The 12,258-nt window shown below is 59.8% G+C and carries 9 protein-coding genes; 5 read left to right on the top strand and 4 right to left on the bottom strand.

The window, feature by feature from the left end:
- Positions 1 to 27 precede the first annotated feature (27 nt).
- Positions 28 to 1,017, bottom strand: coding sequence for a PstS family phosphate ABC transporter substrate-binding protein (locus tag MWR57_RS04575; RefSeq protein ID WP_479723945.1), 990 nt, complete (start codon positions 1,015 to 1,017; stop codon positions 28 to 30).
- A 345-nt stretch (positions 1,018 to 1,362) separates the two neighbouring features.
- On the opposite strand from MWR57_RS04575, the gene MWR57_RS04580 reads away from it, so the two are divergent.
- The 5 genes from MWR57_RS04580 (at position 1,363) to MWR57_RS04600 (ending at position 7,136) form a co-directional block, all read left to right on the top strand.
- On the top strand, positions 1,363 to 2,661 hold the full coding sequence (locus MWR57_RS04580) for a putative porin (protein WP_423123608.1): 1,299 nt from the start codon (positions 1,363 to 1,365) through the stop codon (positions 2,659 to 2,661).
- A 281-nt stretch (positions 2,662 to 2,942) separates the two neighbouring features.
- The gene (locus tag MWR57_RS04585; RefSeq protein ID WP_423123609.1) at positions 2,943 to 3,185 is read left to right on the top strand and encodes a hypothetical protein; all 243 of its coding nucleotides are present in this window, start codon (positions 2,943 to 2,945) and stop codon (positions 3,183 to 3,185) included.
- A gap of 98 nt (positions 3,186 to 3,283) precedes the next feature.
- Entirely contained in the window at positions 3,284 to 4,789 is a 1,506-nt protein-coding gene (locus MWR57_RS04590) for a methyl-accepting chemotaxis protein (RefSeq protein WP_423123610.1), read from the top strand.
- Positions 4,786 to 6,663: a bifunctional diguanylate cyclase/phosphodiesterase gene (locus MWR57_RS04595; protein WP_423123611.1), complete on the top strand. Its 1,878-nt coding sequence runs from the start codon at positions 4,786 to 4,788 to the stop codon at positions 6,661 to 6,663. Before MWR57_RS04590 ends, MWR57_RS04595 begins: the two co-directional genes overlap by 4 nt.
- A gap of 32 nt (positions 6,664 to 6,695) precedes the next feature.
- Entirely contained in the window at positions 6,696 to 7,136 is a 441-nt protein-coding gene (locus MWR57_RS04600) for a response regulator transcription factor (RefSeq protein WP_423123612.1), read from the top strand.
- A 135-nt stretch (positions 7,137 to 7,271) separates the two neighbouring features.
- Here MWR57_RS04600 and MWR57_RS04605 read toward each other — a convergent pair whose 3' ends face one another.
- The 3 genes from MWR57_RS04605 to MWR57_RS04615 form a co-directional block, all read right to left on the bottom strand.
- Positions 7,272 to 8,327, bottom strand: coding sequence for a hypothetical protein (locus MWR57_RS04605; RefSeq protein WP_423123613.1), 1,056 nt, complete (start codon positions 8,325 to 8,327; stop codon positions 7,272 to 7,274).
- Between the two features lie 137 nt (positions 8,328 to 8,464).
- The gene (locus MWR57_RS04610; RefSeq protein WP_423123614.1) at positions 8,465 to 9,514 is read right to left on the bottom strand and encodes a phosphatidylserine decarboxylase; all 1,050 of its coding nucleotides are present in this window, start codon (positions 9,512 to 9,514) and stop codon (positions 8,465 to 8,467) included.
- A gap of 154 nt (positions 9,515 to 9,668) precedes the next feature.
- Positions 9,669 to 12,071: a hypothetical protein gene (locus MWR57_RS04615; protein WP_423123615.1), complete on the bottom strand. Its 2,403-nt coding sequence runs from the start codon at positions 12,069 to 12,071 to the stop codon at positions 9,669 to 9,671.
- Positions 12,072 to 12,258: the final 187 nt, after the last annotated feature.

A 12,258-nucleotide genomic window follows, 5' to 3' on the forward strand; every position in this document is an offset into this window, starting at 1 on the left:
CTTGTGTCCGGCTTGAGCCGGGGAGGGTTACTTCAGTTTGGCCAGCTCTTTTTCCACCACCTTGGCGGGCAGAGGCAGGAAGCCGTCTTTTATGACGATCTCCTGACCGGCCTTGGAGAGGATGTATTTAAGGAATTCGGTGGTAACGGCGGGCAGGGGCTTGTTCGGCTCTTTGGCCACATAGATGTACAGGGTTCTGGAGAGCGGGTAGCTGCCGCTCAGCACGTTTTCAAAAGTGGCTTCCTGTGCTTTTTCCCCTTTCTTGTTGCTCAGGGCGATGGCCTTGACCCCGGAGGTCTTGTAGCCGATGCCGGAGTAGCCGATGCCGTTTTTGTCCTCGGTGATGCCCATTACCACCGAAGCGGAGCCGGGCTGTTCCTTGACGGTATCCTTGTAGTCACCCTTGAACAGGGCGTGTTCCTTGAAGTAGCCATAGGTGCCGGAGGCGGAATTACGGCCATAGATGCTCATGGGGGATTGCTGCCAGGGGCCGGTAAGGCCCACCTGGCCCCAGGTGGTGATTTCCTGACCCAACCCGCCCTTGCGGGTTTTGGAGAAGATCGCGTCAACCTCTTGCAGGCTCAGCTCCTTGATGGGGTTGTCCTTGTTGACGTACACGGCCAGGGAATCCAGGGCAACATCGATTCTGGTCGGGGCGTAGCCGTATTTCTTGGTGAAGGCGTCGACCTCCTCGGATTTCATCGACCGGGACATGGGGCCGAGCTGGGCGGTGCCGGACAGGAGGGCGGGCGGGGCGGTGCTGGAGCCCTTGCCCTCGATCTGGATGCGGACATTGGGGTACTCCTTGCGGAAGCCTTCAGCCCAGTAGGTCATCAGGTTGTTCAGGGTGTCGGAGCCGATGCTGTCGAGGTTGCCGGATACGCCGCTTACCTTTTTATAGGTGGGGATTTTCTGGTCCACGCTGATATTGCCGGCAAAAGCGGTGGTGGCGGTGACGGCGATCAGGCAGCCTGCCAGCGCAGCTTTTGTGACACTGTTCAAAAAACCTTTGTGCATCGTCATGGTGTTTCTCCTTAAAAGTGTGGTTAGGGGAATAGCCTCTGCCCAGGTGTGACTTGGTCGGTTTATCTGGCCCCCACTATGCTCCCTGATTGTTAGAATTTTATTAAGGTTTCGTTAGGAGATGAACAGAAGATGAATCTTCGCAAAACCGAAAACTCATCTTCGCTGTGCTAATCCTTTTTTAACCTCCTTTTAATCAAAGGATGACCGTGCGCTAACATGGGCCCGGTATCTTCTCCGTAACATTTTGGCCGTTGCCCTTGGTCGGGCTTTTGCTTCCCGCTGTTTGCTTGTGCCGGGGAGAAATCTTTATAAATTTTACGGAGAAAGGAGAAACAGATGAAAAAGGTATTATCGGCGGCAGCAGCACTGAGCATTTGCCTGACCCTGCCCGCGGCCGCCCTGGCGGGCGCAGGGATGAGCGACGAGCAGATCTTGAAGGAACTTGAGTATCTGCGCAACAAGGTCGCCGCCCAGCAGGAGCACATCGATGCCCTCGGGGCCATGGTGGACAAAAAGGTTTCGGCCAAGGTCGAGGAAGAGGTCAAGAAAAACGGCTCCAGCAAGGTGGCCTTGGCCAACAAGTTTATCGATCAGCTCACGCTCAAGGGCGACCTGCGGGCGCGCTATGAGATTCGCGACCGTGATTACAAAGACACCAGCGCTTCCACCGATGTATCCCGCGACCGCTGGCGGACCCGTTTCCGGCTCGGCGGCATCTGGGACAACAAGGAGGAAAACTGGCAGGTCGGCGCCGGGCTTGCCACGGGCAGCGACGACCCCACCAGCACCAACGACACCTGGAGCGAGGACAAGCCCTTTGAAACCGGGGACATCCGTCTTGATTACGCCTATGCCAAGCACATGTGGAACGATTTTTCCTTTACCCTGGGCCAGCACGAGAACCCCTACAAGAGTTCCTGGGTATTCTGGGACGGCGACGTGCGTCTGGCCGGTCTGACCGGTCATTACGGCGCCAAGGAAGGGGTGTTCGCCACCTTGGGCGGTTACAGCGCCAAGCTGGTGAACGACGACAATACCGCCACCTTGGTGGCCGGGCAGGCCGGTTACAACGGCAAGGCGGGCGAGGCCAAGTACACCCTGGCCGCGGGCTACCACACTTACAGCAAGTCCCTGATCAACGAGGGCACTGCCGCCTTTTCGTTGAACGCGGTTGACGAGAACAAGTATGAACTCAACATCGGCGACCTGTACGGCGATGTCTCTTTTCCGGCCGGTCCGGTCAAGCTCAAGTTCTACGGCCAGATCTGGCAGAACTTCGGAGCCGACGGCAACATCGGCCAGAGCCAGGCCGGCAGCAGCTTTACCCAGAAACCTGAAGATGCCGACATGGGCTGGGTGTTCGGGGCCGACGCCAAATACGGCGCCTTCAAGCTTGGTTATGCCTACTCGGTGGTTGAGGCAGACTCCCTCTTCGGCTACCTCTCCGACTCCGATTTTGGCGACGGGCTCTCCAAAACCAACAAAAAAGGGCATCGGGTGCAGGCAGGCTACGCAATCACCAAGAACTGGTCCGCCGATGTTACCTGGCTCAGCTTTGAGCGCGACGAGGATTATGCGTCCGCCAATGAAGATCAGGTGGATATCTATCAGTTCGACGTAAGCTATAAGTTCTAATTCCAGCGCCTCCCCGGAAGCGGTGTAAGCCGCCTTGCCTCTCCTCCCGGAGGCTGGGCGGCCTTATTCTGAAAATAATGGAGAGGTAACGGAAAGCGAACAATTCCGCAGTATAGTGTGCGGCACATCTCACTCCTTGCACCTCCCTGCCAGAGCATCGGTAGGGGGGTGTTTTTTTTGAAGAAGAAAATAACCTCTCCGTAATCATTCCCTAACAGACGGGCGGTATTGTGCTCGCAAAGGAAACACAATCACCACAACCGCATATGGAGGCTATCGCCATGTCCTGCAAACATCTTCTTCGTTACAGTCACAGCCCGCAAATCTGGTCCGTTGCCAGTTGTTCCGCCAAAAACACCCCCTACGTTCCCAGTCTGCGCGAGCTGGAAAGCTATTGCCAAAGCGGCAGGCATACCGTGTGCCCAGCCTATCTCTTCTCCTTCGAGATAGGGTGCGTGGCGCCGGAGGGCGTTGTCGGCTCCGGAATCGTGGCCATGCCGGCGAACCAGGGGAAAAACGCGTAACCGATTCATTAATACAGGGGGGATGTGTCGTGCGGTGGAACTTGAAAAACAAGCTTGGATTTTTTTTCGTCTTTATCATGTTGGCTGCGGGAGCAGGAATGGGGGTGCTGTACACCATCTCGGTAAACACCCAGGAGCGGCTCATCTCCGGGGCGAGCCGGGCAAACGAGGGCATCAAGATTTCCGGGGAGGATGGCATCGACAATGTGCTCCTGGTCCGGGAACTGCAGACATCCCTGCTGGGACAGATGCTGCAGTGGAAGAATTTCCTGGTCCGCGGCCAGTTTCAGGACATGCGGCAGAAATATGAGCAGGAGCTGGCCAAGGGCGACACCCGGATCACCGCCATGCTGGGCGCGGCCCAGCGCGCTTTTGCCGATGATGCGGCAAGCCTCGAACAGTTGCGGAAGATCGGGGCGGAGTATGACGGTTTCAAGCGGCAGATGGGAACCGCCCGGGGCATGATGGAGTTCCACGACAGCTATTCCGAAGGAATCCGGGCCGCTGATCAGTACACCGGCGACAAGGGAACCGAAGCCATCGCCATGACCCGCGCCCTGGCGGAGCAGATTGCCAAACAGACAGGGGTGCGCACCGGCGAGGCCATCGCCGCGGTGGGAACCGATCACGATGCCTTGTCCCGGAAGGCGAAAACCCTTTCTCGTCTCGCCCTTGCCGGGTCCGGGCTCGGTGTTTTCGGCGTCTTCCTCTTCATTATTTTCTATCTCGGCCGCAAGGTGATCCAGCCCATCATGCAGATAAAGGAACGCTTACAGGGCGTGGTGGAGCAGGTCTATGAGGAGTCAACCCAGTTGTCCGCCTCAAGCCTGAGCCTGGCGGAAGGGGCGGGGCGTCAGGCCGCCGGGGTGGAAGAGACCGGAGCCTCCATCGAGCAGCTCCTCGGGCAGACCCATGCCAACAATGAGAGCGCCCGGCAGGCCAGCTCCCTTTCCCAGGAGATGCAGCAGGTGGTGCGGGAGGGCGGAGAGCAGATGGCGATGATGCTCCAGGCCATGCAGGAGATCGAGGGCCAGTCCTCCGAGGTAATGAAGATCATCAAGAACATCAACGACATTGCCTTTCAGACCAATCTGCTGGCGCTCAACGCCGCGGTTGAGGCGGCCAGGGCCGGCGAGGCCGGGGCCGGATTCGGCGTGGTTGCCGATGAAATCCGCAGGCTGGCCCATAATGTCGCCTCCTCCGCCAAGGAGACCGGCGACATCATCCAGAACAATATCGAGAAGGTGAAACAGGGCAGTGTGCTCTGTGAAACCCTGGACAGGGCGTTTGTCGATATCCACCAAGGTATTGCCAAGGTGAACGAAGAGGTGCAGAACATCGCCCAGGCCAGTGACGAACAGGTTATCGGCATCCGGCAGGTGAGCGCGGCCATGGGCGAAATCGACACGGTGAGCCTGGCTGCCTCGTCCGAGGCGGAAGAGGCGGCGAGAACCGCGGCGGAACTGCGAACGCAGGCCGTGGAGCTGCGCCGCATCTCAGGGGCGCTGATTACCCTGATCAACGGCAACGAGGAAGCGGTGGAGGAAGCGGGCTGGGCGGAGGAAGAATCCGCTGAGTTCGTCCCCAGGCTGGTGGCCGCATGAGCCAGACAGCGGAGGTATACATGCTGGAAAAAGAGAGAGGGCGCAGAGGGTTTCAGCCCGGCAGGATATCGCGGGCAGAGATTCTGGATCTTCTTGATAACAATGGGCTCACTGCCTGGTTTCAGCCTGTTTTCTCCCGGCGCACCGGAGAGATTTTCGGGTACGAGGCCCTGGCCAGACTGCGGCAGACCGGAATCCTCCCCTTTGATATCGGGGAGCTTTTTCAACGAGCTCAGACCGAGGGGATCATCTCGACCCTGGATATGCTGTGCCGGGAAAATGCCTTCTGCCGGGCCGGGGAGCTTGGTTTTTCCGAGCGAAACGCCTACCTCTATGTGAATATCTGCCCGGCCACCCTCATGCATCCCGATCACCGAGGCGGCGCCACCGACCGCTTGGCCGATGAGTGCGGCATACCCAAGGAACGGATCATCCTGGAGATCACCGAGCAGGAGGCGATCCGCAATTATGATGTTTTTAAGAAATCGGTGGAGTACTACCGGAGACGGGGATACAAGATCGCCATCGATGACTTTGGCGTGGGCTACGGCGGGCTGAAGATGCTTTCGGTCATCGAGCCTGATTTTCTCAAGGTGGACCGGCATTTCATCACCAATATCGACCGGGATTCCTTCAAGCATAATCTGGTGGACGCCATTGCCACCGTGTGCCACAAGCTCGGCATCACCGTGATCGCCGAGGGGATTGAGCGGCCGGAAGAGTTGGAGGCCATTGCCCGGTTCGATATCGATCTGCTCCAGGGCTTTCTGCTGGAACGGCCCGGCCCGGATCTTTCCCGGCAGCAGCTTGCCCCGCTGGTTGTCCGGGATGATGTTTCGTACTGCCCGGAAGCGCCGGGCGAGGCCTGCACCATCGGCGCCACGGTCAAGTACATCGAGCCGCTTTCTCCGCAACACTCCCTCATGACCGCCCACCAGCGGTTCATGGAGGATGTCAAGCTGCAGGGCATTCCGGTGGTGGATGAACAGCGGGTGCTGGGCATGCTGAACCGCATGCATTTTCTGGAAAAACAGATGGTCGGCCCACACGGTTATGGCTTTGCCCTCTCCGCCCACCGGGCGGTCAAGGATGTGCTGGGGGACGATTTTTTGCTGGTTGAGGCGGCCACACCCATGGAGGAGGTGGTCCGGCGGATCAAGGCCCGCCGCGGCAGGCATCTGTATGACGACATCTGCGTGGCTCGAAACGGTAAATATCTCGGCACCGTGGCCATCAACGCCCTGCTTGAAGCCATCACCCGGAAAAGCATCCAACTGGCCAAGGGGGCGAACCCCCTGTCCGGTCTGCCGGGCAACGAATTCATCCAGCGCACCGTGGCCACCTTTCTCCAGCGCAAGGTCAATTTCGACGTTTGCTACATCGATATCGACGACTTCAAGCCCTACAACGATTATTACGGCTTTGAAAAGGGAGACATGGTCATCCAGCGGATCGGCCAGCTCATCGTCGATATTGTCCAGCCCGGAGTCAACGACCGTTTCCGTTTTGTCGGGCATATCGGCGGGGATGATTTCATCGTCATCACCCGGCCTCATGCTTCGCAGCAGATTTGCCGGGAGATCATCGATGGCTTGATGGGTTTGTTGCCGGAATTCCATGGCGAGCAGGAGTTTCGCCAAGGGCATTATTATGCCCGGGACCGGCAGGGGGAACAGCGCAGGTTTGCCTTGCTGTCGCTTTCCATCGGCATCGTCAGCACCGAGGAATGCCCGGTGAATTCATACGCGGAGCTGGCCTTTCTTGCCTCCGGGGTCAAGCGGGCGGCCAAGCAGGAGAAGGGCTCGTCCATTGTCCGCAACCGGCGGGAGGAAGTCCGCACGGAGATGGTGCTGGAAGACGCGAAAGCCGTTTGAGCGGGAAAAAACCAGAGAGGAGGTCGCAGGCAATGCAGATAATGCAGACAATGCAACGGGGCGAAGGCATGATCCAGCAGGAACCCGGCATGGTGCTGGTGGTCGAGGACGACGAGGATATCGCCCACCTGCTCTGCTATTCGTTGCGGAAAAACAGGGTGCCCGTGGCCGTGGCCCATGACGGTCTGACAGCCTTTGCCCTGGTGGAAGAGCTGCGGCCCGCCCTGGTTCTCCTCGATCTCATGCTGCCCCGCCTTGACGGGCGCGAGGTCTGCCGGTTGATCCGCTCTCACCCGGACCGCGATCTGGCCGGAACCCCGGTGGTCATGCTCTCCGCCCTCGGTACTCCGGAGGATATTGAAAAGGGCATGGGGCTGGGCGCCAATGCCTATTTCGCCAAGCCCTATTCGGTGAAGGATGTGGTTTCGGCCACCATGGAGTGGCTGGGAGGGTACAGGTTGATGGGCTCGTAACCACAACTTGGGAATTTCTTCAAACGGTGCTTCGACAGGCTCAGCACGAACGGTATTAACGATAACCGGATGTCAATGCATTAAGACAATGTCCGTTCGCCCTGAGCCTGTCGAAGGGCAGTCGTTCCTTCCCGGTCAGATTTTTTCCTGGCGCACATGGAAGGTGAGCGTGGCGCCGGTCACCGAACTGACTCCCGTATAGATGAAGAGCAGCAGCCAGAGGGCCTGAAAAAAGAGCAGGGGGGCCGGGTTCCAGAGCGAGGCGAGCCCGGCGCTTAGATCGGTCCGGCTGCCTGCGCCGCTGTTGCCATACAGGGCCAGCAGCGTGCAGTAGCCCATGCCCCACAGGGCCATTTGCTGGTAGGCGGAAAATTTCCCCTCCCCCCGGTAGTCGGCGCGGAAATACTCAGACAGGACGCGCCAGCCAAGGGCGAAGAGGGCGGCGAGCAGGAAGGCACCGCGGAAGTATCCCTCCAGAAAGAGATACATGGCGACCAGGCCGATGGTCACCGACAGCAATGAGGTGATGGCCTGGATCGGCACCACCCCGACTCCGGCCAGGCCGGAGGCATAGGCGATCTTCTTGGTGGAGCCGTGGAAGGTGGCGGCGAATGGGGCGAAGAACCGGCGCGTCTTCGGACCCAGCGCGGACAAGGGCTTGCCGTAGCAGCAGCCGAAGCTGAGGCAGGCGAGTCTGCCGATCCCCTCGCCCAGCAGATAGGCCACCGCCAGGGCCGCCATTACCGGGATGAGGGAGACCTGGGGCGCATTCCACCGCCAGGCAAGTCCGTTATAGGCAGCCACCGCAGGCGGCATGCTCAGCAAGCCGATGATGGCCGCGCCGCCCACGGTGAAGGTGTTTTGTTTTTTCTCCACCGCCATGGCGAGCAGCTTGGCCGCGGCCACCGAGCAGCCCATCACCCCGAGAACCATCCCGATGATCCCCCACTTGGGCACCCCCAGGGCGCCCAGGAACAGAAAGAAGGATATCGCCCCGAAAAGGGAGCCGCTGGCCAGCAGCGCCCCGTAATAGGTGAGGTTGGTGCCGTGCCAGCAGCCGTCCGCACCACCCTTTTGGGTCGGGATCGCGGCGATGATCTGCCATTTTTCCCGGGGCAACACGGTGTAGGCCCACAGCAGCAGGGGAAGCAGTGTCAGGCCCAGGATCAGGGTGAAAAGGGAGTTGCTCATCTCGTTGCTCCTGTGTTGGAGTTTGTTTCAGTTCTGTTCGATTAGAAAATTGCAGAGGCCAAGAAAATCCCCTCTCCCCCCTGCGGGAGAGGGATAGGGTGAGGGGGAAGGTGCCGGCTCTGATGCCTTTGGTAACTTCACCCACCCCCCAGCCCCCTCCCGTCAAGGGAGGGGGAGCCAATGGGCTCCTGATTTTTCGCCATGGCGATGAGGGAGCGCGCCTGGACCTCGACCTCCACCAGGGGGCGGCCGAAACCGAGGCTGAAACGGCTGTGCACGTCGGTTCTTCTTCCTTTTTCCAGGAGATCCCCGGCAAAACGGATCCGGTCCTTTTCAAAAAACAGGATGTCGGTGCTGCTTCCCGGCCGGTAGAGGCTTTTGGGCTGCCCCTTGCGCAGGAACATGCCGGGGCGGATCCGCAGCGGGTGGTCATAGCCCGTGTCGCTGTAACATTGCACGATGTCGCCGATCATCATGGCCACCACCTCCACCATGGCCACATGGCCCACCCCGGTGCCGCCCGCCACGTCGGTGTCGATGATAGTGACCACCCGTTTGTTCTTGGAATACGGGGTGACCACCTCCACCACCGCGCCGGGATTGCAGGAATGGTACACGCCGCCCAGGGAGTAGTGATCCACCACACGGCCGGAGACCGGGGTATGGTTGTAGTGGTATTTGTCCGGGGTCAGCCGAAAGACGGCGTAGTCGCCGTGGTTGAAGGTGTCCAGCCAGTGATGCCGCTCAGCGCCCAGCAGCTCCTGATAGTTGAAGAACTTGTCCTTGAGAAAGAGCGGGGAATCGGGGGCCAAACCGCCCAGGGCCATCCGGGCGTCGGCGGGTGAGACCACGGCCGTATCCGACTGCGGCATGGGGCGGCATTCCCAATAGCGGATCTGCCGTTCGAAGATCTTGCGGGGGGTGGTGAAGTGTGCGCGTGGGGCCACGCATTCGTCAAGATCGACGCCGCAGCGCGCCAGAAAGCGGGAGTTGCCCCTCAGTCGCGGCCCCAGGGCCAGATCGAAATGATACAGGCCCAACAGGCTCGACATGCGGGCCGAGGTTGCCAGACGAAAAAGAAAGGGGGCCTTCTCCCGAGCCCGGGAGTAGAGAAAGCGCACGATCCGGTCGCCGAAGAGTTCCTCGGTCATCACCGTATTGCTCAACCGTTCGATATACTGATGCATGGCTGCTCTCCTGATGGTGCGTATTCGACAATACGAATGCCCGTTCGTGGTGAGCTTGTCGAACCGCGATTTCCTTGGTACTACAGGCCTTCGACAAGCTCAGGCCGAACGGAGGTGAAGCGTTACGTATTAATCGATGCGCCAGCCATTATGGCTAAAGCGAGTGTTTCTGCCGCTTAGTGTCCAAATCCTCGGCAATGACCATAAGCTGCAGCAGCCGCGCCGCGTTCGTGGGGGCGAGAGCATCGCCCAGCAGCTCATCCCGGGTTTGGCGGAGGAAACCGTCGACCTCCTGGGTGCCGAGGATGGCGGTCACTTCATCGCGCATCTCCAGGGAAAGCGGGATTTCGCCGCCGGCCATGGCCTCTATGTCCTCGGCCACGTACTGCCATCCTTCGCTGATCTGCTCCTGCCGCAGCTCCTCGCGGTAATAGCGCTCCGCCGCCAGGTTGAACTCCCTGGCCGACATGTCGTAGGGCGAATCGGCGCCTCCCTTGGCGAGAATCCCGGCGGTCAAGCGGCCTGCGGCCCCATGCTTGGCAGGCTCCCGCAACCGCAGCTCCAGATCACCCAGCAGATCACCAAAGCCGAACCCTTCCACCAGCTCGGCCGCCTCTTCGCGGATCACCGCAAGCAGGGCAAGGCGGTACTCCTGATGCAGCACCCGCAGATAGCCGGGGTAGCGGCGGCTGGTCCGGGTGTTCTTGGTTTTTTTCAGGATGGTCCGCAGGAAACGGTTGGGCGTATCCTTGTGCACGAAAAAGGTGGGAATGCCGATGGCCGTGCCGAACAGGATCTGGCGGCGCTCGCTTTCCACAAAGGGGGTGTCGGGGATGTGCTGATGGCTGCAACTGCCCGCGGCTATGAGCTTGAAGGCCAGGGCGTTGAGCAGCATCTGCAGGTCGGTGGCCCGGCCCAGGTCGCCGGCGAACTGTTCAAATTGCGAATAGTAGCGCGCCTCGAAGCCGGAAAAGCCCATGACCTCGAATTCCCGCAGCTTGTACGGCAGGTAGACCGACATCCGTTTGTCGAAGATGCCCATCATGTCCAGGTCTTCCTTGAGGCGGCGGTCGTTGTGCAGCCTCCCATCCTGGCTGGCGCTCCGCTCCGTGGAAAGCAGGGCCACCGGGTAATCGATAAGCCGGAAATCCGGAATGAAATCCCCTTTGCAGCGGCAAGCGCTCCCGACGAGGTGATCGATAAACGGGGGCCCGAACGGGGTGAGCGCCTGGCCGCAGAACTTGTTCTTCGCCTTTTTTCGCCAGCGCCGCCAGAGCATGCGCAGGTGGGTGTAGTCCAGCTGGTGGGGGAGAAAGCCCAGGGCCTGCTCCGGGTGAAAATCCTCGAAGGCCAACCGGTAGGGCGCGGCGCTGTAGGTGGTGACAAAAAGGGGGAGGAAATGCTCCATGACCTTGGCCACCAGATCGCCCATGCATTTCTCGTGGCGGGGGGTGAAGCCGGAGGCCGGATCGCCCAGCATCCGGCTCATCTTGCGGCTGCCCATGCTGACGTGGGTGCCGTTGTTGGCCAGGCTGATGTTGGAGGTGTGGGGCATCATCACCAGGTTGGTGGTGATGATGCCGGCCTCGCGCATCTTCATCACCGCGTTCAGGTGGCTGCGGCTCAAGACCTGGTGGCAGAGGATCATGTACTGGTGCTTGGCCTCGCCTTCGTCCCAGCCCGAGAGGCAGGGGCTCATGAAGAGCTTGCGGTAGAAGGCGTCGGAAATGCATTCGTTCAAAGCCCGCTGCCGCATGGGCGGATGGGGGGAGAAGAAGAGCATAGTTTTCTGCCCCCGGTGGGCCAGTTCGAACTTTTCATTGGCATACATGATCAGCAATTGGGTGAAGAGAAAGCGTTTGGCCGTCTCCCTGGCCAGGGCACGGCCATAGCCGGTGTTGGGGGTCATGGTGGTGACATGGAAGGAAAAGGTCTCCGGCGAAGTATTGTCGCTCAGCAGATGGGTGAGCAACCGGCTCCCGGTTCTGCGCACTGTTTCCTGGCTCCCGCCTTGGCCTATGACATCGGCCAGGGCCAGCTTGAGCAGATAGCTGATGGGGATTCGCAGGTGTTTCTCTCCTCCCTCCTCCACAAAGAAGCGGGCGGTATCAGTGCGTTCGCCCCGGGTGGGGTCCTGTTTGTCGGCCTTGAGGTCTGCGGCCAGGGTAAGTATGGCGTTCTGGTGCAGGCGAGAGAGAGGGAAGCGCACCCAACTGTTTTCCCAAACCTGCTCCACGTTATCGCTGAGGTAGCGCTCCAGATCCCGGTGGGCCCGGGGCGAGGTTTCGCCGCGGTGGGCCCGTTTGATGATGTTGGCGTAGTAGCTCGATTGCTCAATGGCCCGGGGCAGATCCGCCGCCTCGCGGCTGCCGGATACCGCCACCTGCAGCTCGTTTTCGCAGCCGGCGGTGGCGTCGGAGCCGAAAAAAGGCAGGCTGGCCGGGCGAAGGGGATCAAGACCGAGCAGGGAAATGCACTCGCGTTCCGTGGGTCTGGGATCTTGCCCCGTGCCTGTCCGGGTCAAGGAAATGTCCGCAAAGGAAAGTCTGCTCACCATCGCACCCCCTGGTTGATTGCCGGCGGTCTGCCGTCATCCTCTTTCCCTAGCAGGCTGTTGAAAAACTCATCAAATATCGAGACTTTTTAATCCGCTCAATGTATTCTGTAACCAGTTAGGATAACTCATAAACATTGAGGAAAACATGCGCGGAACCGACACCCACCAACAGATGTTGTTCAGCTAT

Origin of the sequence: Hydrosulfovibrio ferrireducens (assembly GCF_046883345.1) — a bacterium.
GTDB lineage: Bacteria > Desulfobacterota > Desulfobulbia > Desulfobulbales > Desulfurivibrionaceae > Thiovibrio > Thiovibrio ferrireducens.

Excerpts from the sequence above, each read along its gene's own strand:
- MWR57_RS04575 (WP_479723945.1), bottom strand. The coding sequence starts at position 1,017 with ATGCACAAAGGTTTTTTGAACAGTGTCACAAAAGCTGCGCTGGCAGGC.
- MWR57_RS04580 (WP_423123608.1), top strand. The coding sequence starts at position 1,363 with ATGAAAAAGGTATTATCGGCGGCAGCAGCACTGAGCATTTGCCTGACC.
- MWR57_RS04585 (WP_423123609.1), top strand. The coding sequence starts at position 2,943 with ATGTCCTGCAAACATCTTCTTCGTTACAGTCACAGCCCGCAAATCTGG.
- MWR57_RS04590 (WP_423123610.1), top strand. The coding sequence starts at position 3,284 with ATGGGGGTGCTGTACACCATCTCGGTAAACACCCAGGAGCGGCTCATC.
- MWR57_RS04595 (WP_423123611.1), top strand. The coding sequence starts at position 4,786 with ATGAGCCAGACAGCGGAGGTATACATGCTGGAAAAAGAGAGAGGGCGC.
- MWR57_RS04600 (WP_423123612.1), top strand. The coding sequence starts at position 6,696 with ATGCAGATAATGCAGACAATGCAACGGGGCGAAGGCATGATCCAGCAG.
- MWR57_RS04605 (WP_423123613.1), bottom strand. The coding sequence starts at position 8,327 with ATGAGCAACTCCCTTTTCACCCTGATCCTGGGCCTGACACTGCTTCCC.
- MWR57_RS04610 (WP_423123614.1), bottom strand. The coding sequence starts at position 9,514 with ATGCATCAGTATATCGAACGGTTGAGCAATACGGTGATGACCGAGGAA.
- MWR57_RS04615 (WP_423123615.1), bottom strand. The coding sequence starts at position 12,071 with ATGGTGAGCAGACTTTCCTTTGCGGACATTTCCTTGACCCGGACAGGC.